Annotated in this window: 20 protein-coding genes; 3 read left to right on the forward strand and 17 right to left on the reverse strand. The window is 60.5% G+C overall.

Annotation, left to right across the window (positions count from 1 at the left end):
- Positions 1 to 56: 56 nt before the first annotated feature.
- From ROTMU0001_RS07170 to sdhC, 11 genes are all read right to left on the reverse strand, one after another.
- Entirely contained in the window at positions 57 to 1,010 is a 954-nt protein-coding gene (locus tag ROTMU0001_RS07170) for a Ppx/GppA phosphatase family protein (RefSeq protein ID WP_005508954.1), read from the reverse strand.
- Positions 1,011 to 1,162: 152 nt separating this feature from the next.
- On the reverse strand, positions 1,163 to 1,762 hold the full coding sequence (locus ROTMU0001_RS07175; protein ID WP_005508955.1) for a DUF501 domain-containing protein: 600 nt from the start codon (positions 1,760 to 1,762) through the stop codon (positions 1,163 to 1,165).
- Positions 1,763 to 1,846: 84 nt separating this feature from the next.
- Entirely contained in the window at positions 1,847 to 2,491 is a 645-nt protein-coding gene (locus ROTMU0001_RS07180; protein WP_005508956.1) for a septum formation initiator family protein, read from the reverse strand.
- A gap of 223 nt (positions 2,492 to 2,714) precedes the next feature.
- Entirely contained in the window at positions 2,715 to 3,995 is a 1,281-nt protein-coding gene (eno, locus tag ROTMU0001_RS07185) for a phosphopyruvate hydratase (protein WP_005506838.1), read from the reverse strand.
- Positions 3,996 to 4,366: 371 nt separating this feature from the next.
- Positions 4,367 to 5,113, reverse strand: coding sequence for a nucleoside triphosphate pyrophosphohydrolase (locus tag ROTMU0001_RS07190; protein ID WP_005508957.1), 747 nt, complete (start codon positions 5,111 to 5,113; stop codon positions 4,367 to 4,369).
- 88 nt (positions 5,114 to 5,201) lie between these two features.
- The gene (locus ROTMU0001_RS07195; RefSeq protein WP_005508958.1) at positions 5,202 to 8,846 is read right to left on the reverse strand and encodes a hypothetical protein; all 3,645 of its coding nucleotides are present in this window, start codon (positions 8,844 to 8,846) and stop codon (positions 5,202 to 5,204) included.
- Between the two features lie 248 nt (positions 8,847 to 9,094).
- Positions 9,095 to 10,345, reverse strand: a complete 1,251-nt coding sequence (locus tag ROTMU0001_RS07200) for an amidohydrolase (protein WP_005508959.1) — start codon at positions 10,343 to 10,345, stop codon at positions 9,095 to 9,097.
- Between the two features lie 243 nt (positions 10,346 to 10,588).
- Positions 10,589 to 11,377, reverse strand: coding sequence for a succinate dehydrogenase iron-sulfur subunit (locus ROTMU0001_RS07205; protein ID WP_005508960.1), 789 nt, complete (start codon positions 11,375 to 11,377; stop codon positions 10,589 to 10,591).
- Position 11,378: 1 nt separating this feature from the next.
- Positions 11,379 to 13,142, reverse strand: coding sequence for a succinate dehydrogenase flavoprotein subunit (gene sdhA, locus ROTMU0001_RS07210; protein ID WP_005508963.1), 1,764 nt, complete (start codon positions 13,140 to 13,142; stop codon positions 11,379 to 11,381).
- Between the two features lie 51 nt (positions 13,143 to 13,193).
- Positions 13,194 to 13,679, reverse strand: coding sequence for a succinate dehydrogenase hydrophobic membrane anchor subunit (locus ROTMU0001_RS07215; RefSeq protein ID WP_005506820.1), 486 nt, complete (start codon positions 13,677 to 13,679; stop codon positions 13,194 to 13,196).
- Between the two features lie 3 nt (positions 13,680 to 13,682).
- The gene (gene sdhC, locus ROTMU0001_RS07220) at positions 13,683 to 14,141 is read right to left on the reverse strand and encodes a succinate dehydrogenase, cytochrome b556 subunit (protein ID WP_005508964.1); all 459 of its coding nucleotides are present in this window, start codon (positions 14,139 to 14,141) and stop codon (positions 13,683 to 13,685) included.
- 347 nt (positions 14,142 to 14,488) lie between these two features.
- On the opposite strand from sdhC, the gene ROTMU0001_RS07225 reads away from it, so the two are divergent.
- Positions 14,489 to 15,598, forward strand: a complete 1,110-nt coding sequence (locus ROTMU0001_RS07225) for a mannose-1-phosphate guanylyltransferase (protein ID WP_044143506.1) — start codon at positions 14,489 to 14,491, stop codon at positions 15,596 to 15,598.
- 286 nt (positions 15,599 to 15,884) lie between these two features.
- Positions 15,885 to 17,243, forward strand: coding sequence for a hypothetical protein (locus ROTMU0001_RS07230; RefSeq protein WP_005508968.1), 1,359 nt, complete (start codon positions 15,885 to 15,887; stop codon positions 17,241 to 17,243).
- A gap of 146 nt (positions 17,244 to 17,389) precedes the next feature.
- On the opposite strand, the gene ROTMU0001_RS07235 is transcribed toward ROTMU0001_RS07230, so the two are convergent.
- The 3 genes from ROTMU0001_RS07235 to ROTMU0001_RS07245 all read right to left on the reverse strand — a co-directional run bounded on the left by ROTMU0001_RS07235 (position 17,390) and on the right by ROTMU0001_RS07245 (position 20,046).
- Positions 17,390 to 17,947, reverse strand: a complete 558-nt coding sequence (locus tag ROTMU0001_RS07235) for a 2'-5' RNA ligase family protein (protein ID WP_005508969.1) — start codon at positions 17,945 to 17,947, stop codon at positions 17,390 to 17,392.
- 72 nt (positions 17,948 to 18,019) lie between these two features.
- On the reverse strand, positions 18,020 to 19,084 hold the full coding sequence (gene trpS, locus ROTMU0001_RS07240) for a tryptophan--tRNA ligase (RefSeq protein ID WP_005508970.1): 1,065 nt from the start codon (positions 19,082 to 19,084) through the stop codon (positions 18,020 to 18,022).
- Between the two features lie 86 nt (positions 19,085 to 19,170).
- On the reverse strand, positions 19,171 to 20,046 hold the full coding sequence (locus ROTMU0001_RS07245; RefSeq protein WP_005508971.1) for an exodeoxyribonuclease III: 876 nt from the start codon (positions 20,044 to 20,046) through the stop codon (positions 19,171 to 19,173).
- A gap of 80 nt (positions 20,047 to 20,126) precedes the next feature.
- Here ROTMU0001_RS07245 and ROTMU0001_RS07250 point away from each other — a divergent pair, with 80 nt between their 5' ends.
- The gene (locus ROTMU0001_RS07250; protein ID WP_005508972.1) at positions 20,127 to 20,960 is read left to right on the forward strand and encodes a GntR family transcriptional regulator; all 834 of its coding nucleotides are present in this window, start codon (positions 20,127 to 20,129) and stop codon (positions 20,958 to 20,960) included.
- A gap of 122 nt (positions 20,961 to 21,082) precedes the next feature.
- On the opposite strand, the gene ROTMU0001_RS07255 is transcribed toward ROTMU0001_RS07250, so the two are convergent.
- The 3 genes from ROTMU0001_RS07255 to ROTMU0001_RS07265 all read right to left on the reverse strand — a co-directional run bounded on the left by ROTMU0001_RS07255 (position 21,083) and on the right by ROTMU0001_RS07265 (position 24,312).
- Positions 21,083 to 21,961: a bifunctional methylenetetrahydrofolate dehydrogenase/methenyltetrahydrofolate cyclohydrolase gene (locus tag ROTMU0001_RS07255; RefSeq protein ID WP_005508973.1), complete on the reverse strand. Its 879-nt coding sequence runs from the start codon at positions 21,959 to 21,961 to the stop codon at positions 21,083 to 21,085.
- A gap of 205 nt (positions 21,962 to 22,166) precedes the next feature.
- The gene (gene glyA / locus ROTMU0001_RS07260; protein WP_005508974.1) at positions 22,167 to 23,441 is read right to left on the reverse strand and encodes a serine hydroxymethyltransferase; all 1,275 of its coding nucleotides are present in this window, start codon (positions 23,439 to 23,441) and stop codon (positions 22,167 to 22,169) included.
- A 289-nt stretch (positions 23,442 to 23,730) separates the two neighbouring features.
- On the reverse strand, positions 23,731 to 24,312 hold the full coding sequence (locus ROTMU0001_RS07265; RefSeq protein WP_005508975.1) for a TetR/AcrR family transcriptional regulator: 582 nt from the start codon (positions 24,310 to 24,312) through the stop codon (positions 23,731 to 23,733).
- Positions 24,313 to 24,385: the final 73 nt, after the last annotated feature.

The following is a 24,385-nucleotide window of genomic DNA, read 5'->3' on the forward strand; positions in this document are numbered from 1 at the left end:
CCTCAAGCTGAGCCGCGCCGTGAACCACCATCGGTTCACGGCGCGAGCGCTCAAGCCTACAGCTGGGACAGAGCGATACCGTCCAGAATGTCATGCTCGCTGACGGTCACCGAATCCACGGCACCATCAGTCATCTCATTCAGACGGGTCAGGATGCGGGCGTAAATCGTCGCGCCGGCACCAATCACGTCCACCCGGCCGGGGTGCATGTAGCCGAGCTCCTCACGCTCAGTACGGCTCAGCGAAGCCAACCAGCGGGCGGTCTTCTGAACGGTCTCTACGGAGAAGCTCTGAGCGTTAATAGCTTCAGAGTCATAACGGTCCAGACCCAGCGCGGCGGCAGCCACAGTGGTTGCGGTACCAGCCACAGCCACCACGCGGCGCGCATCCTGCAGGGGCACAGTCTTACGTGCCACCTCGAGAGCCTCGTCAGTATCAGCCTCAACGCGAGCAATCTGCGAGTCAGTGGACGGGGCGCTCATCATGTGACGCTCAGTCAGGCGCACACAACCAATATTGACGCTGCGGGAAGCCTTCACACCCGACTCGTCGCCGAGCACGAACTCAGTCGAACCGCCGCCCAGGTCAAACACCAGGGTGTCACCGTCGCCGTAACCGACAGCGCGCACCGCACCCGCGAAGGACAGCGCTGCTTCCTCGTCCCCGCTAATGACCTCGGGCTCAATACCCAGAATCTCGCGGATACCATCCACGAACACCTGACGGTTACCCGCATCGCGAGTCGCACTGGTCGCCACAAAACGCACCGAATCAGCGCCGTGCTCCTTCAGCAGCTGCGCATACTCACGAGCCGCAGCGAAAGTACGGTCCAGCGCCTCCTGCGCCAGCCAGCCGGTCGCGTCCACACCCTGACCCAGACGCACAATGCGCATCTCACGCACAACGTCCTTCAGGACGGTCTTCTCGACCCCGTCCACCACCTCAGTAGTGGAATCAGCAATCAGCAGGCGAATAGAGTTCGTACCGCAGTCAATCGCACCAACGCGCACGGTGGGTTCCTTTCAGGTCTTCAATACCAATCAGTGCCAAAGGCAACGCGAGCGCCGCAGGCGAAAAATTTTCGCTTTTCGGCGCTCTTTCTTCTATCTATTATGCGCCCGCACCGTCGCTGACGACGATGCGGGCGCACCAGAATCAATATTTAGGCTTCTTCACGCCACGCAGGGTCGCAGGAGCAGACCTCGGGGGTCCACCACTCGGCGATAGCGTCCAGGCCGCGGTCACCCATCGGGTTCACGCCGCGACCCACCGACAGGGTGTGGCCGATAACGGCGTGCAGGCACTTCACGCGGGTCGGCATGCCGCCGGCAGAGATGCCGTCAATCTCCGGGACCTCTTCGGTGCCGCTGATCAGGCGGATGCGCTCACGCTCAGCCAGGTAGTTCTCGTGTGCAGCAGCGTACTGTGCCGCCAGGTCCGCATCCTCAGCGAGCGAGTCGGTCATCTCGTACATCAGGCCGCCCGCCTCCAGACGGGAAGCCGCAGCGGTAATCACCGGATGCGCCAGGTAGAACACGGTCGGGAAGGGGGTGCCATTGCTCAGACGCGGCGCGGTAGCAGCCACGAGCGGGTTGCCGCACACGCAGCGCGCCGGAATCTCGACCACGTCGCGGACCTTACGGCCCAGCTGCGCGGAAAGGACGCGGATGTCCTGCTCGGTGGGGGTCAGGGTTTCAACAGTTACGCCGAAGCCGCCGGGGGTGCGTGCCTTCAGCTCTTCAATGGTGTTTTTGGTGCTCATAATCCTAAGTTTCTGGAACGAGGGGTCACCTCGTCCGCTTATGCCGGGTGTCTGCACGTGCAGGGTTGCTGCCGGCAGCTGGGGCTAGTTCTTCTCGAGAGAATTCCAAACCTTGGTAGTCCAGGCTTCCTCGGGGGCGTTCTTCGCATTCGCAGAAGTACCGTCCGCCTTCGTAGAGTCCTCGGTAATGCCGGTGACCACGTAGGGGGTGTCGCCGGGGTTCACATAGTAGAGGCGGCTACGTGCCTGCTGGCGAACGTAGTTGTCGTCGTTCCACCAGGTCTGCTCCGCCTTCAGTTGGGCGTTCTCCTGCTGCAGCTGAGAAATGTGCGTGTTGATTCGCTTAATCTCCCGGTCCTGGTCAATGTAGGTGACCACCGGGTATGCGGTACCGAGCGCAATCACACCCACCACAACAGCGGTCAGGAAGCTCCGACCGGAGAACATATGAGCCGCTACGGGGGCGTCGTATCCGCCCTCTTCACTGCCCTGCTGGGCTGCGGCGCGGCGGCGGGCACGTTCCTCACGACGAGCCTGCGCCTGACGTTCACGCTCGGGGTGGCGCTGGTTCAAACCCACGCCGAAGAAGAGGGCACTTGCCTTCTTCATCAGGGAGGTGCGGGCTTCCTTAGCGGCGCCACGCGGCGCGTTGGAGGAGGCAGCGTCCTGAGCGGGTGCAGTGGAACTCGTAGAGTGCGACCGGGTCTGCTGGTTTGCTCGCTGGCTCATTGCTCTATCCTTCGTTCCGTTCTATACCGCTAAACGCTTCCTTCATATTCTACCGGGTTCAGAGAGCTTCCCCAGCTCTATGTTGCAAGCGATACATTCTACCCTGCCACGGCATACCTGAGCTGATAGACCGCGCACAGAGAAGGAGGCGGTGCCACTCCCCTACGGGGTAGCACCGCCTCCCTGACGTCTAACCGCTCACGCGGTCGGATGCTTCAGTAACTTATGCCTTGAAGCGGGGGAATGCGGACTTGCCAGCGTAAACAGCTGCCTCGCCCAGCTCTTCCTCAATGCGCAACAGCTGGTTGTACTTAGCAACGCGCTCGGAACGTGCGGGAGCACCGGTCTTGATCTGGCCAGCGTTGGTTGCAACAGCCAGGTCAGCGATGGTGACGTCCTCGGTCTCACCGGAACGGTGAGAAACCATGCAACGGTACTCGTGGCGCTGTGCCAGCTCCATTGCGTCGAGGGTCTCGGTCAGCGAACCGATCTGGTTCACCTTCACGAGCAGAGCGTTAGCTGCGCCCTCTTCGATACCGCGAGCCAGGCGCTCGGGGTTGGTCACGAACAGGTCGTCACCGACGATCTGGACCTTGTCACCGATCTGCTCGGTCAGGGTCTTGTAGCCTTCCCAGTCGTTCTCATCCAGGGGATCCTCGATGGAAACCAGGGGGTACTTTGCAACGAGGTCAGCGTAGTATGCGCTCATCTCAGCTGCGGACTTCTTCTGGCCCTCGAACTCGTATGCGCCGTCGTTGTAGAACTCGGAGGATGCAACGTCCAGTGCCAGTGCAACCTGCTCGCCCGGCTTGTAGCCAGCCTTCTCGATTGCCTCAACGATCAGGTCCAGTGCAGCTGCGTTGGACTCCAGGTTGGGTGCGAAACCACCCTCGTCGCCCAGGCCGGTTGCCAGGCCGCGGTCGTGCAGCACGGACTTCAGGGAGTGGTAAACCTCAACACCTGCGCGCAGAGCGTCAGAGTAGTTGTCGAAGCCGATGGGAGCAATCATGAACTCCTGGATGTCAACGTTGGAGTCTGCGTGAGAACCACCGTTGAGGATGTTCATCATGGGGACGGGCAGAACGTGAGCGTTCGGGCCGCCGAGGTACTTGTACAGGGGCAGATCAGCGGACTCAGCAGCTGCCTTAGCAACAGCCAGGGAGACACCCAGGATTGCGTTTGCGCCCAGCTTGCCCTTGTTGTTGGTTGCATCCAGAGCAATCATGGCTGCGTCAACAGCGCGCTGGTCGGAAGCCTCAATGCCGATGACCTCTTCAGCGATTTCTTCGATAACAGACTTCACTGCGCCCAGAACACCCTTGCCCAGGTATACGGACTTGTCGCCGTCGCGGCGCTCAACAGCTTCCCACTCACCGGTGGATGCGCCCGAGGGCACAGCTGCGCGTGCGAAAGCACCGTCTTCGAGCAGAACCTCAACCTCAACGGTCGGGTTGCCACGGGAATCCAGGATCTGGCGTGCGTGAACTGCGGTAATAACAGCCATGAATTGTTCTCCTTATGAGATGTCAAGGATGTGAACGGCTCACCCGGTAGTGGACAAGTCGCGTCCCCTAAATTCTAGCAAAACTCCCACACAAACACACTAGTTGCCACCGCTTTTTTATTGCCTTAATGAAGGTCTCAACAACCCTTAGTCAGGCGCTACAAAGCGGAACAAGACCCACACTCCCCCACATTGGGAGGGTGTGGGTACTCGACCAAAGCACAACATGAGCCCAAATGCCGGGGCATGTGCCACGAGCATCCTCACGGCCGCCCAACACAACCCCAAACAAACGGAAGGCGCTTTGAAACCTCTTATTCCCTCAGAGAACAGGTTCCAAAGCGCCTCACAGAAGAACTCAACCAGCGTGTCTAATAGCTTGGCTCGTCATGCGTATGCTGAGCAATATAGCGGCGAGTGTACGAACGCAGGGCACGCTCGGCATCCAGGCCGTTACGCTGAGCGCGGCTCACCAACGCAAAGAGCAGCTCGCCGAACTCCTCCTCAGTATGCATATAGCGCAGGTCGTCCTCCATGCTCGTAGGCTCCGGCGGCAGGATAATACCCGCTTTACGTGCCTTCACAGCAGTCTTCTCAGCCATAGCGAGCGCCGGCAGATGCGGCGGAATACCGTCCAGCGCGCCACGGTCGCTCTTCTCCTTCTTCTTCAACGCATCCCACGCCGCCTGCTGCTCAGCTGCGGTGCGGGGCGCTTCCGAAGAGCCCTCAGACTCAGCTGCGAACACATCGGGGTGGCGCGAACGAAGCTTCTGCACCAGGCCCTCAACCACCTGCACGATGTCGAAGCCCTGCGGGTTTGCCGCAGCAATATCGGAGTGGAACACCACCTGCAGCAGCACGTCGCCCAACTCCTCACGCAGCAGCGGCATATTCGGCTCGCCGCCGGTTTCTACCGCCTCGACAACCTCGTAGGCTTCCTCCACCAGGTAGCGGATGAGAGAGGCGTGCGTCTGCTCAGCATCCCACGGGCAACCGCCCGGTGCGCGCAACAGCGCCATGGTTTCCACCAGGGTGCCAAAGGCTTCAGCCGCGCGGGCGGCAGTGTCCTGAACGTTCTGCGCCGCAGAAGCCTCAGGAGTATTAGGGGTATCAGTCATAACAATCTTCCTCATCGAAAAAATGACAAACATAGCGCGCCGCGCCGACCCCCACACGGGGAGCCGGCGCGGCGAACCTTACAAGGTTTTAGAGGTTCCAGTGCGAAAGCGCGCTCGTCATATGAGCCGGGATCTTCGAACCCAGACGCGGGAACATGCGCAGCTCCTCAACATAACGCTCAGCATCCAGCGGACGCGGGTAAGTGACAAACGCCTGCTCATTCGCATAATCGAATGCCGCCTGAACCGGCACGCCCGGGGTGAAGGTCAGGCTCATAGCCAGCGGCGAGCCCTCACCCTCGCTGTACGAGTCGGTCTTCAGCGCCGGAATGTCCAGCAGGGTTTCGGGAATCAGCTCGAAGGTACGGACCTGCTCCCAGAAGCCGTTGCGGCGCACGTGGGTCAGGGCGTCGTAGTAGGATCCGAGGGCACGTACACGAATCAGCACGGTGGTGGCGTCCTTTGCGGTGCCGTTCTCGCCGAAGAGGTGCTCGACGACCGGCGCCAGACGCTGAGCGACCTGAGCCTCCGTCAAAACCAGGTTGCCGGCTGCCAGCTGAGTCTCCGAGGGGACCAGCGGGCTCTGCACCGCGGTGGAGGGAGTGTCCGGCTCAGCCACGATGGTGGGCAGCTGGTTGAGCTCGCTCAGCGCGGATGCCGAGATGCTAGAGGAGATACCTGCCGGGGTGCTCTCCGGCAGGGCAACCGGGGTGGTCGCCGCAGCGGGTGCCGCCTCTGCTGCCGGTGCAGTCTGAGCGGTAGCCTCGGAGGCGGGTTCAGCCGATGCGGGTGCCTCAGCAATCTTAGCCGCGGGGGTCACCTCAACGGTCTTGAGACCAGCGGCCTTCTCAACGGGCTCTTCCTGAGCGACAGGAGCCTTCGCAGCAGCACCGGCGGTGCCCACAGCGGCAGCTGCGGCAAGAGCACCAGCCAGGCCGGGAGCCACAGATGCGCTCTCGGAGACGGGCTCAGCGTCCTCCAGAACGGGTGCCTCTGCAGAAGCTTCAGCGGAAGCAGCCTCGGTGGAGGTCTCGTGCTCGGGCAGCAGATCAGAGTCGTCCAGGAACGCGGGCAGGGCAGGCTCTTCAGCCTTCTCTGCTACCGGTTCTTCTGCGGATTCCTCAACGGGCTGGGTACGATCCAGAGTGAAGGACTCAGCAACCACGGGAGCGGCAACCTTCTGGTCCTCAACAGCAATAACTTCCTCAGCGGGCGCTTCCTCAGCAACTGTGGCAGGAGCTTCTTCCTCGGCGTCCAGCTTCTTCTGAGCGTTGGCGACAATGGTGGCCAGGGCGGCTTCCATGTCTTCGCCGGGCTCTACAGAGTCCTCGGCAGATGCCTCGACTACCTCAGCGGCAGATTCTTCGGCATGCTCGGTTTCGGGCTCTACGGTAGCCGCACCGAAGACCGGGTCGTTCTCGTAATCGTGCTCGAACTCAGCTTCAACCGGCGCAAACTCAGCCTGGGCAGGCTGGGCGGCAGGCTGGGCAGAAGCTTCAACAGCCTCCTCTACGTCTTCCTTCTCCTGCGCAGAAGCGACAGCAGAACCAGCCACAGCAGTACCGGCCGCAGCAAGACCTGCAGCAGCCGCCAGGCCCGAAGAGGCAGGCTCTTCAGCAGTTTCAGCAACGGGCTCTTCAGCAGATTCAACAGCGGCCTCAACCTCGTTAGCTACCTGCTTCTGAGCAAGCTCAGCCTCCAGCTCACGCTCAATAGCCTCACGTTCAGCCTCAACCGAATCAACGCTCTGAACGGTAGCCTCAGCGGCCTCAGCGGTCGCAACAGGCTTAGCCTCGACAGCGGTGCCCTCCAGCAGGAAGCTCTCACGGGTGGTCTGGCCGTCCGCCATACCCAGGTAGGATGCGTGAACCTCCAGGCCGTCACCTAGACGCGGGTTCAGGGAGACCGCCGCGCGGTTCCAGGTTGCGCCGGCCTGCTGAGCCTCGGTGTACAGTGCCGCCACGGGTGCGAACCAGTCAATGCCGGGCACAACAATGCCGGTTTCGACCTCGCGACCGCGGTGCAGCAGACGGTAATGCATGTCCTCATCAACTTGGCGCAGTTCCAGGCTCATGGTGCCCGAACCGCGGGTACGCATGAGCTCCGCGAGGCCGTGGAGAGCACGCTGCTCCGTAAGAGCGGGCAGGGTTGCCGCGCCCTCAACGGGCTCGCTCAGGATGATGGATTCGGCAACCAGTTCAGCTTCGTCTTCGCTGAGCTTCTGCTCGGCTTCCTTCAGCTCAGCGGCGGGTTCCTCAGCGGATTCTTCACCGGTAGCCGAGGTAGCCTCGTGCTTCTCGGCTTCCTTCTTGTCGATGCCCTCTGCAGTCAATGCGACGCCCTGGGAGTTGCCCTTCTCTGCCTTCTCATCCGCGTTTTCGCTCTTGAAGGCAGTCGAAGCAGCGACCGCAGCGGCGGGTGCCGCAACAGCGGCGGCAAGCGCGACACCAGGAGCTGCAGAGGTGCTCTTGGCGGGCTCGTCGTCCGCAGAGTCGGTGTCTTCAGATTCCCCAGATGCAGAGTCCTCAACCTTGGTTCCGGATGCTACCGGCTCGGAGGTTACCTTTTCGGTCTCTTCCACAGCGGGTTCTTCCGCTGCGCTTTCTTCAACAGCGGAAGCATCAAAAATTAGCTCAGCGGTGTTCTCTTCTTCAGCGTCAAGGCTCTCAGCCTCGAACGATTCAGAGGTGGATACTTCACGTTCCTCCTCAACGGATACAGCAGACATCAGCTCAGTCTCGTCAGAAACCGCGTTCTCCTCGTCAGCGATTTCAGCTGCCAGCAGTTCGGGTGCCTCAACGACAGCCTCAATCTGTTCTTCTTCAGCCTCTTCGACGGGTTCAGTAATCTCAGCGGATTCAGCAGAGTCTGCATCCTCAGCAACTACCTCAGTAGTAGTTTCCTCAGCGGTCACCTCGTCGGAAGCAACCTCGCTAAAGGTCTCTTCTTCGCTATCGAGGGTGATGCCCAGGCGTGCCGCGTAGGCTGCCGCCAAATCATCCAGACCAGCGTTCTGTGCCTCGGTGACGGCGGCACGGGTACGAGCTGCCTTCATGTCGTCAGCGGTAAGAGTGTTCTCAGCGTCAGCGGAAGCAATCTCAGATTCTTCTACCTCATCCTCAGAATTCTGAGCACGCACAGCACGCAGGTGCTTCTCAAACTGGGATCGCGCATCCTCCGCAGCATCCTTCGGCTCCTCAGCATCAACCGACGCTTCCTCAGCCTCAGAGGTAACCTCTTCATCATCACGCAGGAACGCAGGGGTAGCCGGCTCGGGTACTTCAGCAACCGGAGCAGCATCTTCTTCAATGTCCTGGACCTCAGCGACCTGCTCAACCTCAACAGGTTCCTCAGATTCCTGGGGGAAAGCACCAAGCGCCGCCAACAGGCTACGGCGCTCCTGCTCCTCAACCTGCTCTTCAGTCAGTTCCTCAGCAGAGGGATTCTCTTCAACCTGTTCGTCATCGTGCAGGAGGGCACGCTTGAGATCCTCAACAGCACGGTACTCTTCACTCTGCTCTTCGTCCTGGTTCTGGTGGCGTGCGCTCTCAGACTTCACGAAGCGGCGCAGGGAGTCCTCCCACTGCTGCTGTTCCATAATCTTTTCGCTCAGTCGTGCGCTCTTGGGAGCGTCTTCGCTTGCCTGTTCTTTCTGAGCCTTGGCAGTTTCGGCGCTCTGTTCTTCGCGCGACTGTTCATCCAACTTCTTCTTGCCGATTCCAAAGAAGCTCATTGGGTGTCCTCCTCCGGCGTGCGCCGTGTGATGATGCGCCATTTCCTTCATCCCCCGAGGGTGTGTGGGCACGGGGTCGGGAACATAACGCAAATGTCCTCATAATCCCTTTAATTCTATCGCGTGCATAGAGTTTCACCCCGTCACTCGGTGAGAGGTGACGGGGTGAAACTTGTACAGCTTTCAAGGCTTGATGTGGCAAAATAGTCGCGTCTTTACGCCTGACTCATGAGCTTTCGAGTGGCTCTTTAGCGCGCCTCATCGCGGATGGGGTTCGCAGCCTTCGCAGCCTTCGCCAGTTCAAAGCGGACGGCGCGCAGGGCGGTTGCCGCCATGACGCGCACACCAATGCCGATTGCCTGCTCGCTCGGGGCGTAATCGCCCTGGTGCAGATCATAGGTGGGGTCGCCGGGGGCACGGGTACCCAGGCGGAACATGGAACCGGGAACTTCCTGTAGCATCCACGCGAAGTCTTCGCCACCCATGGACTGCTCGACCAGCACGATGGAGTCCTCGCCCAGCTCGGCGCGGGCTGCGTTCTCAAGCATGGTGGTTTCCAGATCGGTGTTCACGACCGGGGGTACGCCGCGGATGTGCTCCACCCGCGCCTTCACGCCGAAGGGTACAGCGACCTGCTCGATCACTTCGTCCAGCAGGTTGCCTGCCTGGCGCCAAACCTCAACGTCCAGGCAACGCATGGTACCCGCCAGGTAGCCCTCGGCGGGAATAGCGTTGGGGGCAACGCCAGCACTGACCTGGCCCCATGCCACCAGCACACCCGAACGAACGTCGGTGCGGCGGGTCAGCACGGCGGGAACCTGCACAGCAATCTGGCTCATCGCATAGATGAGGTCCTCAGTCAGATGCGGGCGAGAAGTGTGGCCGCCGTGACCGCTCAGATGAATTTTCACGGTATCCGAGGCGCTGGTAATCGCACCGATGCGGGTACCGATCTGGCCCAGGTCCACCTTCGGGTCACAGTGCAGAGCGAAAGCACGCGGAATATCCTTGAGCAGACCCTGCGAAATCATCTGCACCGCACCGCCGGGCAGCTGCTCTTCAGCGGGCTGGAAAAGAATGCGGACGCTACGGCCCAGCGGGGTCTTCTCGTTCAGCTCGTGCAGTGCCAGAGCTACACCGAGCATGACGGTCTGGTGAATATCATGGCCGCAGGCGTGCATCACACCAGGCACGGTGGAGGCGTAGGGCAGGTCTGTCTGCTCAACAATGGGCAGAGCATCAATATCGGCACGCAGAGCCACGGCGAAGGGGCCGCTTCCGATATCGACGTAGCAGCCGGTGCCTTCGCAAGCGACGGGGTTCATGCCGGCTTCTCGCAGTCGGTTCATGAGGCGCTCAGTGGTCACCACCTCGCGGAAAGAAAGCTCCGGGTTGGCGTGCACTTCGCGGCGGAACTGCACGAGGGTACCCATCATGCGCTCCACCCAGTCATCGAAGACGGGGGTGGACAAATCGTAGCGAGAATTAGCAAAAACCATACACAGTAGAATAACGCCGCTCGCCGGGGTTTACCTACCCGTTCCCTCTTTCTGACAGCCCTCGAGAATATCTATGACTTTATGACAGATTGTGAAGAGTTTTTGTGCGCGCCCGAGCCCCCGAAAATGCTCTGCCCCGCCATTTCCTGCCGGACCTTTTCTGTCAAACGATTCAAGCCGCCACCCGGTGCGGGTGACGGCTTGAATCGTCAATGCTGTATCAGCTAATACCGCGTGCTCAGATTAGAGCGAGCGGCTCAGGATTGCCTGCTTCACCTCGGCAATAGCCTTGGTGATCTGGATGCCACGGGGGCAAGCCTCGGTGCAGTTGAAGGTGGTGCGGCAACGCCACACGCCTTCCTTGTCGTTGAGGATTTCCAGACGCAGGTCGCCTGCATCGTCGCGCGAGTCGAAGATGAAGCGGTGTGCGTTCACGATAGCGGAGGGGCCGAAGTACTGACCGTCGGTCCAGAAGACCGGGCAGGACGAGGTACATGCTGCACAGAGGATGCACTTGGTGGTGTCATCGAAACGTGCACGGTCCTCAATGGTCTGCAGACGCTCACGCTCAGGCTCGTTCGAGTCATTGATGAAGAACGGCATGATTTCGCGGTATGCCTGGAAGAAGGGCTCCATGTCAACGATGAGGTCCTTTTCGCAGGGCAGACCCTTGATGGGCTCAACGGTAATCGGCTTGGTCAGGTCAAGGTCCTTCAGCAGGGTCTTGCAAGCCAGGCGGTTACGGCCGTTGATGCGCATTGCGTCCGAGCCGCAGATGCCGTGTGCGCAGGAGCGGCGGAAGGAGACGGAGCCGTCTACTTCCCACTTAATCTTGTGCAGAGCGTCGAGCACGCGGTCGGTGCGGTACATGGTCAGCGGGAATTCATCCCAGTACGCCTCGGAGGAAACTTCCGGGTTGTAGCGACGAATCTTGATGACCACATCGTAGGTGGGGATGGAGTCGGAGTCGCCGCCGGTCATACCCTCAAACAGCTTGACGGATTCCGGTTCGGGGAGTTCGTTTTCAGCCATTTTAGTACTTACGCTCCTTCGGCTCGTAGCGGGTGTAGACAACGGGCTTGGTTTCGAATCGCAGACCCTTGACACCCTCAAACTCGGATTCGGGGTCGAGGTAGACCATCGAGTGCTTCATGAAGTTAACGTCGTCACGCTTGGGGAAGTCCTCGCGGTAGTGACCACCACGGGATTCCTTACGGTGCAGTGCACCAACGGACATGACCTTTGCCAGCTCAATCAGGAAGCCGAGCTCAACAGCCTCGAGCAGGTCGAGGTTGAAGCGCTTGCCCTTGTCCTGGATGGCGATGTTCTTGTAGCGCTCTTCCAGTTCAGCAATAGTTGCCAGTGCTGCGCGGATGGTCTCATCGGTACGGAACACCTGCATGTCAGCTTCCATAGCCTTCTGCAGGTCTGCGCGGATAGCGCCGACCTTCTCGGTGCCCTTGCCTTCGAGGATACCGTTGAGCATGTTCAGAACGCGATCTGCTGCATCGTCCGGAACCGGCACGAACTCAGCGGATGCTGCGTACTCTGCAGCCTTGCGGCCTGCACGCTTACCGAACACGTTGATGTCCAGCAGGGAGTTGGTGCCCAGACGGTTTGCACCATGGACGGACACGCAAGCAACCTCACCAGCTGCGTAGAGACCAGGGATGGTCTCTTCGCTGTTGCGGTAGACCTCGGTCTCGTTGTTGGTGGGGATACCGCCCATTGCGTAGTGCGCGGTGGGGAACACCGGGATGGGCTGGTGGTGCGGTTCCACTGCCAGGTAGGTACGAGCGAACTCGGTAATATCGGGCAGCTTCTCGTCGATGTGGGAGGGCTCCAGGTGGGTCAGGTCCAGCAGCACGTAGTCCTTGTGGGGACCGCAACCGCGGCCTTCACGCACCTCGTTTGCCATTGCACGTGCCACGATATCGCGGGGTGCGAGGTCCTTAATGGTGGGTGCGTAGCGCTCCATGAAGCGCTCACCGTCAGCGTTACGGAGAATACCGCCTTCACCACGAGCACCCTCGGTGACGAGAATGCCCAGGCCAGCCAGGCCGGTCGGGTGGAACTGAACGAATTCCATGTCCTCCAGGGGCAGGCCTGCACGCAGTGCGATAGCCATGCCGTCACCGGTGAGGGTGTGTGCGTTGGAGGTGGTCTTGAAGATCTTGCCGCAGCCGCCGGATGCGAAAATCACGGACTTAGCCTGGAAGACGTGGACCTCGCCGGTTGCCAGGTCGTAGGAGACAACGCCGGCGGGGCGGGGCTTGCCCTCTTCGTCCTTGACCAGGATCAGGTCGAGAACGTAGAACTCGTTGTAGAACTCCACATTGTGACGAACGCAGTTCTGGTAGAGGGTCTGCAGAATCATGTGGCCGGTACGGTCAGCTGCGTAGCATGCGCGGCGCACAGCAGCCTTACCGTGGTCACGGGTGTGACCACCGAAGCGGCGCTGGTCAATGCGGCCTTCGGGGGTTCGGTTGAAGGGAAGACCCATCTTCTCCAAGTCGAGCACAGCGTCAATAGCTTCCTTAGCCATGATTTCTGCTGCGTCCTGGTCAACCAGGTAGTCACCACCCTTGACGGTGTCAAAGGTGTGCCACTCCCAGTTGTCCTCTTCAACGTTAGCCAGAGCGGCGCACATGCCACCCTGTGCCGCGCCGGTGTGGGAGCGGGTGGGGTATAGCTTGGTCAGTACCGCGGTGCGAACTCGCTGACCGGCCTCAATGGCGGCACGCATACCTGCGCCGCCGGCACCGACGATCACTACATCGTACTTATGTACCTGCATGATGTTCTTTCTGTGTTTTAGATGTTTTCGTTTGTCTCGGATACGTCGCCGTTAGCGTGCCGAGCAGAAGCTGGGGAGCAGTTCAGCCGCTGCGCCGGAGGGGCAGGGGTCGAACGCGAAGATGGTGAGGGTACCAACCAGCAGGACGAATGCACATGCTGCGAAGAGGATGACCTTCAGCCAAACGCGCAGGCGGTCCTTCTCAGCGTAGTCATCGATGATGACGCGGATGCCGTTAGCACCGTGCAACATAGCCAGCCAGAGCAACAGCAGATCCCAGACCTGCCAGAAGGGGTTAGCCCACTTACCGCCCACGAAGCCGAAGTCGATGGCGTGGATACCGTCACCGACCATAAGGTTGGAGAACAGGTGACCGAAAATCAGCACGACGAGTACGACGCCGGACAGGCGCATACCCAGCCAAGCGAACATCTCAAAGTTGTTGCGCTTGGAGGAGGAGCGGTTGTACTTCACACCGTCGATGCGGTTGTCACGCAGACGGGGTACATAGGTGCGGGGCTTAAGCGGAGTAGCCATAGTTTAGTGACCTCCCATGTGCGAGAAAACGATCGGCAGGTGACGTGCGGCAAAGCCAGCAACGGTGATTGCCCAGAGGAAAAGCACAACCCAGAGAATCTTGATGTGCATGTAGGTTGCCTTCTGGCTGATTTCGACGTTGCCGTCCTTGTTCTTCGCCTGGATGTGCTCCACGTGCGAGTTGGTTGCCTTACCCCAGAAGTCAATAAGGATAATACGAATACCGTTGAACGCGTGGTAGACGATGGCGGCGACAAGCGCGGTCTCGCCCAGGCCCATGATGGGGTTCTTGTACAGGCTCAGTACACCGTTGTAGGCCTCCGGGGAGATACGCACGACGGCAGTATCTAGGATGTGTACAAGAAGGAAGAAGAAAATCGCGATACCGGTAATGCGATGAGCAACCCAGGACCACATGCCCCAGCGGCCGCGGTAGAGGGTTCCTTTAGAACCATTCAACACTGAATAACCTCCTGCTGCGACGGCGAGCGTCTGGGTTCTGGTACCGCATTTTTAGGCCCCAGCTTCCAGGCACAGCTGTGTGCTCACCGACTGCTTTTGTTCGTCTGTTACTTCCAAGATATCAGGTAAATTCACAGCTTACTGACACCCTGTTTAGGGTTTTTTTACAGGTTCTAAAAGCAAATTAGGGCACATTTTCTTTACGATATCCCCTAATCCCCTGTGTTTGTACGGAACTTACCTTAACCTAACCTCAAACATCACCTAAATGAGAGCCGCCTGACACTTTTTTGTTAAAACCTAAAAGAATTCGATATATGACAAATTCACCCGCTATTCTTGAAGCGATGAATACTGCACTCACTCGATTCCGCCCGCTTATTCCCGCCGGCGGTGTTGGCTCGCGTTTGTGGCCCCTGTCCCGCGCGCATGCCCCGAAATTCCTGCTCGACCTTACCTCGTCGGGCAATTCCCTGCTGCGTGACACCTACGACCGTCTCATCGATCTCAGCAACGGTTCCGTCATGGTGGTTACCGGCACTTCGCACGCCAATGCGGTTACCCAGCAGATTCCTGAGCTGCGTGCCGCTGACCTGGTGCTGGAGCCCTCCCCCAAGGACTCGGCTGCAGCTATCGGTCTGGCTTGCGCTATCATCCACCGCCGCGAACCGGACGCCATCATCGGCTCCTTCGCAGCTGACCACGTCATCAGCCCCGTGGATGAGTTCCACCGCGTGGTGACCGAAGCTGTCATCACCGCGGCAACCGGCAAGATTGTCACCATCGGCATTACCCCCACCGAGCCCTCCAGCGCGTTTGGCTACATTCATGCCAGCGAGCCCCTGGGCATCGAGGGTGCTCCCAACGCACACGCAGTGGACACCTTCGTGGAGAAGCCGGACACCACCACCGCACAGAAGTACCTGGACTCCGGTGAATACACCTGGAACGCAGGCATGTTCGTGGCACCGGCAGCCCTGATGCTCAAGCACCTCGAGGCGAACGAGCCCGAGCTGTACGCGGGCATTATGGAAATCGCTAATGCTTGGGACACCCCCGAGCGTGAGGCTGTTATGGACCGCGTGTGGGAGACCCTGCCGAAGACCGCTATCGACTACGCTGTGGCTGAGCCCGCAGCAGCAGCGGGCGACGTCGCAATGGTTCCCGGCTCCTTCAGCTGGGACGACGTTGGAGACTTCGACGCCGTGGCACGCCTGAACACCGAGAAGAGCGGCGAAGAGCTGACCATCCTCGGCGAGAAGGACAACGTCATTAACCACGGTTGCTCCGGCATCGTTGTTGCAAACACCGAGCGTAAGATCTCTATCATTGGCCTCGACGACATCGTCGTGGTGGACACCCCCGATGCCCTGCTGGTCGCACCGCGCTCCAAGGCACAGGCCGTCAAGGATGCCGTGGGTGAGATCAAGGCGCGAGGCTTGAACAACCTCCTCTAAATTTTTAGCCCTGAGTAGGCACATGAGCCTTACTCGAGCAAAAGATACCTCTAGAGACCGGCTCTCTTCTTTTCGGAAGGGAGCCGGTTTTCTTTTGCCCTAATGGGTCATTTTGCGGGCGGTTTCAGGGCTTTTGCCTAGTGGGGCGCGGAAGGATGCTCCCTGCGGCTGGGCGGGGGTCGGAATGCCTTACGCACCCGGCGTGGGCTACACTTCCAGAGTCTGATACGAGCCAAGGATCAACCGCTATAGAGAACCATTCTCATGTTAGTCTTGGTGCATGCACATGACCCGTAAGTTTTTCCTCACCCGCGCCGGTGCACTCGGCGCTGTAGCCGCCCTCGCACTGACCGCCTGCGGCTCCCAGACCTCCCAGAACGCACAGACCAGCCCCAGCGCCTCCACCTCCGCGAGCGCAACTCCCGCCCCCATCACCGAAGGCAAGGGCGCGGCAAGCCGCGTCGCCATCACCTACGACGGCGGTGTGCTCGTCTATGACGCCAAGGATATGAAGCTGCTCGCAGATATCCCCAAGGAAGGCTTCCTGCGCCTCTCCGACGCTGGCGATAACCGCCACCTCGTCGTTGCAGACGGCAACAGCTACACCTTCCTGGACACCGGCGTATGGTCCGTAGCGCACGGCGACCACTCGCACTACTACACCACTTCCCCGTCGCTGTCTTCGCTGTCTCTGGCGGCTGACCACACCGGTCACGTCATCAAGGACAACGGCAAGGTCGCGGCATTCGCTGACGGCACCGGCTCCTTCGCTGTGTACGACCCGGCGAAGCTGACCCACGACAAGCGCACCGCCTCCTCCCTGGAGACCACGACCGTCACCCTGCCGAAGCCTCACCACGGCTTCGCAATCCCGCTGCCCAACGACCAGTACCTGGTAGCGGTCGGCGACTCGAAGACCCGCACCGGTGCCGCTGTTGTGGATGCTCAGGGCAAGACCGTCACCGAGAGCCCCGCCTGCCCCGGCGTTCACGGTGAAGCCATCGCTAAGGACGGCGCGTTCACCATCGGTTGCACCGACGGCGCGCTGGTTTACAAGGACGGCAAGTTCACCAAGATCACCAACCCCGAGGACCCGTACTCGCGCTCGGGCAACCAGGCTGGTAAGGCCGACTCCCAGTACGTTCTGGCGGACTACAAGACCGACAAGGACGCTAAGCTGGAGCGCCCCGAGAAGTTCTCCATTATCGACACCGTTGCGGCAACCCGCACCGTCTACTCCCTGCCTTCTGGCGTGAGCTACACCTTCCGTTCGCTGGCTCGTGGCCCTCAGGGTGAGGCGCTGCTGCTGACCACCGACGGTAAGCTGCGCGTCTTCGATCCGGCGACCGGCGCGGAGCTGGGCTCCGTACAGCTCATGGAGGCGTGGACCGAGTCTGAGACGTGGCAGGACGAGCGTCCGGCACTGTGGGTGGACGGTAAGACCGCCTACATGACCGATCCGGCGACCAAGAAGCTCATTGCGGTGTCCCTGTCGAACCCGGCAGCTCCGAAGGAGCTGATGAGCGTGGAGCTTCCGAAGACCCCGAACGAGATCCTGGGTGTTTCTTCTGCGAACGCTGCACCGGTTGAGGCAGAGGCACACGGCGCAGAAGCTCACAGCTCAGCTTCCGCTGACGCACACTAATCCGGCGAGTCTGGCGAGCCTCACGAGGGCCACTCCCGCTAGGGTTCTCACGCTGAAGCAAACCTAGCGAAAACATAAAGAGAGATGCGACCGATAACCTATCGGTCGCATCTCTCTTTGTGCATGCAGGGTTTATGCGCCAGCTACTAACGCAGCGGCAGACCCCCAATTTCTTCCCAGTTCTGCCCATCGTAGGAGTAGCAGTGCAGGTGATCCACGGTGAAGGTACGCTGCTCGGCGGGCAGAGCGTCAAACACCTTGCGGGCGTTCGCCACCTGCTCCTCACTCAAGCCGTGGCCCAGGGTCACGTGCGGCACGTAGGGGAAGGATGCCGCGCCGGCACCGAATAGCTCAACCAGCTTCTGGTGAATCTGCTCGAACTCGGTTTTACCCGCCTCCAGGTTCAGGTACTCCACCTCGGTTACCGGGCGGAAGGAGTGTACCGAACCCCAGCGTGCTTCAAAACGCGGCGTGTCCAGCGCCTCGCGGAACTGCGGGGACTGCACCGCAGCCAATAGAGACTCGTTCAGCTCCGTCAGGTACACGGTCACGTGGGTGCTGATAGGCGCCACCGCACCACCGGCTACCGCGCGCTTCCACTTTTCCAGGCGCTGAGCATTCTCACCACTCACGTGCGCAATAACGCTCAGGTAGCGGCGACCGGGTTTCAGGGTCGGGGATACAGGAGCCGTCGTGGGGCTCAAAGAGTTCTCTTGTGCTGTCATCTCAATCGTGCAGGTAATGCGGCGTCTCAGCCGGACTGGCTGAACAGCGCGCTAGATTGCTGCGGCAGGCAGGAAGCCAACCTTCTTGTACACGTTCTCAATGGTGACCGTAGCGATCTCGCGGGCAGCGGATGCGCCCACAGCCAGCAGGCGGTCCAGCTCGGCGGGGTCGTCCATAAGCTCGAGGGTACGCTCACGCACCGGGGTGAGGCGCTCCACCACGATATCGGCAAGGTCAACCTTCAGGTGGCCGTACATCTTGCCCTCGTAGCGTGCCACAATCTCGTCGATGCTCTCGCCGGTCATCGCCGAGTAGATGGAGAGCAGGTTGGAGACGCCGGGCTTAGCCTCGCGGTCGTAGGCGATGACAGAGCCGTCATCGGTCACGGCGGACTTAATCTTCTTCTGGGTTGTCTTGGGGGTATCCAGAAGCTTGATCAGGCCCTTATCGGATACCGCAGACTTGGACATCTTCGAGGTCGGGTCCTGCAGGTCGTAAATCTTGGCGGTTTCCTTCAGAATCACCGGCTCGGGCACCACGAAGGTCTCACCGAAACGGGAGTTGAAACGCTGAGCCAGGTTACGGGTCAGCTCCAGGTGCTGACGCTGGTCCTCACCCACGGGCACGCCGTCCACCTGGTAGAGCAGGATGTCGGCAGCCATCAGAATCGGGTAGGTGAACAGACCTACGGAGGCGTTCTCGGCACCCTGCTTCTGGGACTTGTCCTTGAACTGGGTCATACGGGAGGCCTCACCGAAGCCGGTGAAGCAGTTCAGAACCCACGCCAGCTGGGCGTGCTCGGGCACGTGCGACTGCACGAACAGCGGGGTGCGGGTCGGGTCAATGCCGGAGGCGATGTACTGTGCCGCGGTCAGGCGGGTACGCTCACGCAGCTCCTCGGGGTTCTGAGGAACGGTGATGGCGTGCATATCCGGGATAAAGAACAGGCATTCGTTATTCGGGTCGTCCTGCAACGCCACCCAGTTGTTCACAGCACCAATGTAGTTACCCAGGTGCATCGAATCAGCCGACGGCTGCGCACCCGAGTAGATACGTGCCTTCTGCTGAGAGGCGTTAGGGATGAGGGACTTATCCTGCTTCTTTTCGTCTGCCATAGTTATTTCCTGTGCAGTTCTTCCTGTGCGGTGCTGCGGACGGTGCAGCACATCTTCAAAAACTTATCTGTAGGTGGGTCCGCGTCTTACTCACCGATGCGGTAGTCAACCACGAGCGGCGCGTGATCGCTGAAACGCTCATCGTAGCTTGCCGCGCGGTCCACGACCGCTTCCACGGCACTTTCGGCGAGCGCCGGGGTCGCCATGTGGTAGTCGATACGCCAGCCTGCGTCATTATCGAACGCCTTACCGCGGTAGGACCACCAGGTGTAGGGGCCGGGCACCTGACCCGCCAGCTCACGAGCCACATCGCGGTAGCCGATATCGCCGAAGAAGCGGTCAAAGTAGGCGCGTTCCTCCGGCAGGAAGCCGGCACGCTTCTGGTTAGCCTTCCAGTTCTTAATGTCCAGCTCGGTGTGGCCTACGTTCAAATCGCCCACGATGAGCACGTGGTCCGAATGCTTTGCCAGTTCAGGCATGCGCACCAGCATGCGCTCCAGGAAGCGGTACTTATCGTCCTGCTTCTGGGTGCCGACCTCACCGGAGTGAACGTAGGCGCTGACCACGGTCAGGGTCTTGCCGTTGGGCAGAACGTAGTCCGCCTCAACCCAGCGGCCCGAATCGTCAAAGTACTCTTCGCCAATATTCGAACGGGTCGCTACCGGCTGGTTCTCCAGGAGTTCACCGGCCGAGTTCGGGGTGCGGCGGGTCGCCACCAGCACACCGGCGCGGCCCTTCGCGGCAGCCTCCGCGTGCAGAATATGCCACTGGGATTCGTCCAGCAGCTCACGCACGATAGCGTCGGGTGCGCGCACCTCCTGCAGGCAGAGAATGTCGATGTCACGGCTCGCCAACCACGCCGCCATATCCTTCTTGTAGGCGGCTCGGATACCGTTCACATTCACGCTTGCCACGCGAAGCAGACCGCTCGGGCGCGGTGCAGGGGTGTTAGAAAAATGCATAGTCTTAATTATGCCAGTTTGAGGGAAGAGAAATTTTCACTCGTGCGCGTTTTTTCTCTGGCTGAACGGTAAACTATTGGGTGATGAATTCACACTCCTCACAGACCACCGACCACGGTGCCCCCTCACATTCTGCGGGCACCACCGCATCCGAAAGTACCGCTCACAACGCTGAGAGCCGCTACGAGCTACCCCCGATTCCCGGCCCGAAGTACGAGCAGGTCATCCACTACATTGAGCAGCGCTATATTATTCCCGGCAAGCCCGGCGATAAGCTGCCCACCGAACGTATGATTCAGCAGAACTTTGGGGTGAGCCGCCAGACGGTTCGTAGCGCCCTGAAGGTTCTGATTGAACGCGGCCTGCTCTACAACGTGCAGGGCTCCGGCACCTACGTTGCCGAGCGCACCGACGCCACCTACATTCCGCGCGTGGACACCTTCGCCGACGATATGCGCCGCCGCGGTTTCGAAGGCACCACCCGCATGATTGCGACCCGCTGGATGGACGCCACCGAAGAGATCTCCACCCACCTATCCGTGCCGGTGGGCGAGAAGGTGCTGTTCGTGCGTCGTCTGCGTCTTGCCAACCACGAAGTCATCGGCTTTGAGCGTTCCTACTTTGTCAAGGCCGCCGCAAGCAGCATCCTGGACGCCATGATGGCAGAGATGTCCGGTGCGATGAGCTCGCTAGACCAGCTTGCCGACACCCCCAACGCCATTAAGCACGCCCGCGTACGCACCAGCGCGGCGCTCTTCACCGACGCCGACGCCGAGGCGTTCAACCACCAGGTTCCCGTGGGCGAGGCGGCGTTCAAGGTCTGCGCGACCGGCTACACCGAAGAAGGTAGCCCCGTAGAGTACGCAGAGACCCTGTACCTTGCTGATGCCTACTTCTACGAGATGATTCTCTAGCACCTGCCTTTTCTCTTGTGACGACAGTGTGAAGGGCGGTGCCCCGGTAGATTGTTCTACCGGGGCACCGCCCTTTTGAGTTATCAGCTCTGAAATATTTCAGCTCTAAAATGCTGCGAGCCTTATGCCGCCTGACGCTCCGCGGTCTCAACCACGTTCACCAGCAGCTCCGCGCGGGTCATCGGGCCCACACCGCCGGGGTTCGGGGAAACCCAGGACGCCTTCTGCGCAGCCTCCGGGGAGACATCGCCGAAGAGCTTCTTCTTGCCGGTCTCCGGGTCCTCAGCGCGGGAAACACCAACGTCCAGCAGGATTGCGCCGTCCTTGACCTGGTGAGCCTTCAGCACGTGAGGAACACCCACAGCGGCAACAATGACGTCCGCCTCGCGCAGCACCTCGTCCAGGTTCTCGGTACCGGTGTGCGCCAGGGTTGCGGTCGCGTTCACCTCGCGGCGGGTCAGCAGCAGACCCAGCGGGCGACCCACGGTAATGCCGCGGCCGAGCACCACAACGTTCTTACCGTTCCAGTCGATGCCGTGGCGCTTGACCAGCTCAATGACACCGTTGGGGGTGCAGGGCAGCGGGGAGTCCAGCGGCTCAGAAACGTTCAGCACGAGCTTGCCGAGGTTGGTCGGGTGCAGGCCGTCAGCGTCCTTCTCGGGGGCGATGCGCTCCAGCACGCGGTTGGTGTCCAGGTGCTTGGGCAGGGGCAGCTGCACAATGTAGCTGGTGCACGCCGGGTCGTTGTTCAGCTTGTCGATCTCTGCGTCGAGCTCTTCCTGAGTGATGTCACCGGGCAGGTCCACACGGATGGAGTTAATACCGATCTCTGCGCAGTCGCGGTGCTTAGCGCCCACGTATGAGCGGGATGCGGGGTCGTCACCGACCAGCACGGTACCCAGGCCGGGGGTAATACCCTTAGCCTTGAGCGCCTCGACGCGCTCCTTCAGCTCTTCCTTGATGGCTGCGGCGGTTGCGTTACCGTCTAGAATCTGGGGCATTGTTTTTCCTTCCATAGATTGCGGCGGGTTCGCCGAAACGGACGGTCTGTGTGTTGAGTTCTAGGGTGTGTTCCTAGAGGCGCCACTCCCCCGCTACGTCCCTCAACGGATGTAGTGGGTAGAGCGGCAAAAAATAAGAGGGCGAAATAACCCCGCCCGCTCAGCACCCACAGGGAATGTTGAGCGAACGGGGTCATTCATGGGTCTACCAGTTCTCGCTGCCCTGGTAGAGGGGGTACTTGGCGCACAGTGCCTCAACGCGGGCACGCAGCGCAGCGATGTCCGGGTTCGGCAGCAGTACGGAAGCGATAATGTCGGCTACCTCGGTGAAGCCCTCAGCGTCGAAGCCGCGGGTCGCTAGCGCGGGGGTACCGATACGCAGACCGGAGGTCACCATCGGCGGGCGCGGGTCGTTCGGCACGGCGTTACGGTTGACGGTAATGCCAGCGGCGTGCAGCAGATCCTCTGCTTCCTTGCCGTTGAGGGCGTGGTCGCGCAGGTCAACGAGCACCAGGTGAACGTCGGTACCACCGGAGGCGATCGACACGCCGGCGTCCTTCACGTCCTGCTGCAGCAGGCGGTTCGCGAGGATCTGTGCGCCCTCAACAGTGCGCTTCTGACGGTCCTTGAACGCGTCAGATGCGGCGACCTTGAACGCGGTAGCCTTCGCAGCGATCACGTGCATGAGCGGGCCGCCCTGCTGGCCGGGGAACACTGCGGAGTCAATCTTCTTCTTCAGCTCCTCGGTGCAGAGGATGAAGCCGGAACGGGGGCCGCCCAGGGTCTTGTGCACGGTGGAGGAGACCACGTGTGCGTGCGGGACGGGGTTCGGGTGCAGACCCGCAGCCACCAGGCCCGCGAAGTGAGCCATGTCCACCCACAGGTATGCACCGATTTCGTCAGCAATCGCGCGGAACGCAGCGAAGTCCAGCTGACGGGGGTACGCGGACCAGCCGGCAATAATCAGCTTGGGGCGCTCAGCCAGAGCCAGTTCACGCACCTGATCCATGTCAACGCGGCCGGACTCGTCCACGCCGTACGCCACAACGTTGTACAGCTTGCCGGAGACGTTCAGCTTCATGCCGTGGGTCAGGTGGCCACCGTGTGCCAGGGACAGACCCATAATGGTGTCGCCGGGATTCAGCAGTGCGTGCATGACGGCGTTGTTCGCCTGCGCACCGGAGTGCGGCTGAACGTTCGCGTGCTCCGCACCGAAGAGCTCCTTCACACGGGAGATAGCGAGGGACTCAACGATGTCAACGAATTCGCAGCCGCCGTAGTAGCGGCGGCCGGGGTAACCCTCAGCGTACTTGTTGGTCAGTACCGAGCCCTGGCTTTCGAGGACGGCACGGGGGACGAAGTTCTCGGATGCAATCATCTCGAGGGTGTTCTGCTGGCGCTTGCGCTCCAGCTCAATGGCTTCTGCAACCTCGGGGTCGAGGTCGGCGAGGGGCATCTCGAGGATCTTCTGCTCGGACATTACGCTCCTGGGAGTGTTTTTGCGTTATCTTCGGTCGCTCATCATCGGGGTTGCCGCGGCATGCGCCGGGCGATCTTCAGGAGGCGGCGGGCGCATCCAGTTGAAAACCCTGAATGAAAAAATATGAGCTACACCTCATAATACCGTAAAGCCCGCTTTCCTTCGAGAAGGAAAACGGGCTTTACAAAGCATCACGATGAAGTTTTTACGGCGTTGGCGCGACACCAGCAAGGGGCATACAACACACCCCGGCAGGCTGATTGGCGGCCGTTAAGCGGGTCTACACACCCTACGCCTGACGCAGGATAGCGGAAGCATACTCCAGGTACGCCTCGCGAGCGCTCTCCTTCTTACCGCCAGCCACCAGCTGGGTCTGCACCACGTAACCGGTCAGCACCGACAGCACCGCGGCACCGATAACGGTCAGCCACTCTTCAAGCTCCTCTTCGGTGAAGTCCAGCTCAGCTGCACCCCAGGCGCGGTAGCGTTCCAGGGACTGATCGCGCAGGCAGCTCAGCTGCTCAGACACCACGGTTGCCAGCTGCGGCATTGCCACAGCTTCGCCCCAGGTGACGAGCAGGTGACGGCGAATCTTGGGGGTGTCCAGCACCTTCAGGCACCCGAACACGTAGTCCCAGGGCTGTTCGGCGCGGATGCGGTCGAAGGGCGCCATGTCCATGCGGGCTGCCGCCAGGATAATCTCATCCTTGGAGGAGAAGTGGTTATAAATCGCTCCAGCAGACAGGCCGGTGGCCGCAATAATATCGCTCATCGAAGCCTTCTGATAACCGTGCTTGATGAAGCATTCGCGGGCGGTCTCTACAATCTGAGAACGCCTGTTCTTTTTGTATTCTTCGCTGACTTTAGGCACAACCTAATCCTAGCGAATTTTTAGCCAATCCGTGCGCATCCTGGTCGCCGTTGACGCGCCCTCATGCGCAAAT

Origin of the sequence: Rothia mucilaginosa ATCC 25296 (assembly GCF_000175615.1) — a bacterium.
GTDB lineage: Bacteria > Actinomycetota > Actinomycetes > Actinomycetales > Micrococcaceae > Rothia > Rothia mucilaginosa.

Excerpts from the sequence above, each read along its gene's own strand:
- ROTMU0001_RS07175 (WP_005508955.1), bottom strand. The coding sequence starts at position 1,762 with ATGAGCACCAAAAACACCATTGAAGAGCTGAAGGCACGCACCCCCGGC.
- ROTMU0001_RS07180 (WP_005508956.1), bottom strand. The coding sequence starts at position 2,491 with ATGAGCCAGCGAGCAAACCAGCAGACCCGGTCGCACTCTACGAGTTCC.
- eno (WP_005506838.1), bottom strand. The coding sequence starts at position 3,995 with ATGGCTGTTATTACCGCAGTTCACGCACGCCAGATCCTGGATTCCCGT.
- ROTMU0001_RS07190 (WP_005508957.1), bottom strand. The coding sequence starts at position 5,113 with ATGACTGATACCCCTAATACTCCTGAGGCTTCTGCGGCGCAGAACGTT.
- ROTMU0001_RS07195 (WP_005508958.1), bottom strand. The coding sequence starts at position 8,846 with ATGAGCTTCTTTGGAATCGGCAAGAAGAAGTTGGATGAACAGTCGCGC.
- ROTMU0001_RS07200 (WP_005508959.1), bottom strand. The coding sequence starts at position 10,345 with ATGGTTTTTGCTAATTCTCGCTACGATTTGTCCACCCCCGTCTTCGAT.
- ROTMU0001_RS07205 (WP_005508960.1), bottom strand. The coding sequence starts at position 11,377 with ATGGCTGAAAACGAACTCCCCGAACCGGAATCCGTCAAGCTGTTTGAG.
- sdhA (WP_005508963.1), bottom strand. The coding sequence starts at position 13,142 with ATGCAGGTACATAAGTACGATGTAGTGATCGTCGGTGCCGGCGGCGCA.
- ROTMU0001_RS07215 (WP_005506820.1), bottom strand. The coding sequence starts at position 13,679 with ATGGCTACTCCGCTTAAGCCCCGCACCTATGTACCCCGTCTGCGTGAC.
- ROTMU0001_RS07225 (WP_044143506.1), top strand. The coding sequence starts at position 14,489 with ATGAATACTGCACTCACTCGATTCCGCCCGCTTATTCCCGCCGGCGGT.
- ROTMU0001_RS07230 (WP_005508968.1), top strand. The coding sequence starts at position 15,885 with ATGACCCGTAAGTTTTTCCTCACCCGCGCCGGTGCACTCGGCGCTGTA.
- trpS (WP_005508970.1), bottom strand. The coding sequence starts at position 19,084 with ATGGCAGACGAAAAGAAGCAGGATAAGTCCCTCATCCCTAACGCCTCT.
- ROTMU0001_RS07245 (WP_005508971.1), bottom strand. The coding sequence starts at position 20,046 with ATGCATTTTTCTAACACCCCTGCACCGCGCCCGAGCGGTCTGCTTCGC.
- ROTMU0001_RS07255 (WP_005508973.1), bottom strand. The coding sequence starts at position 21,961 with ATGCCCCAGATTCTAGACGGTAACGCAACCGCCGCAGCCATCAAGGAA.
- glyA (WP_005508974.1), bottom strand. The coding sequence starts at position 23,441 with ATGTCCGAGCAGAAGATCCTCGAGATGCCCCTCGCCGACCTCGACCCC.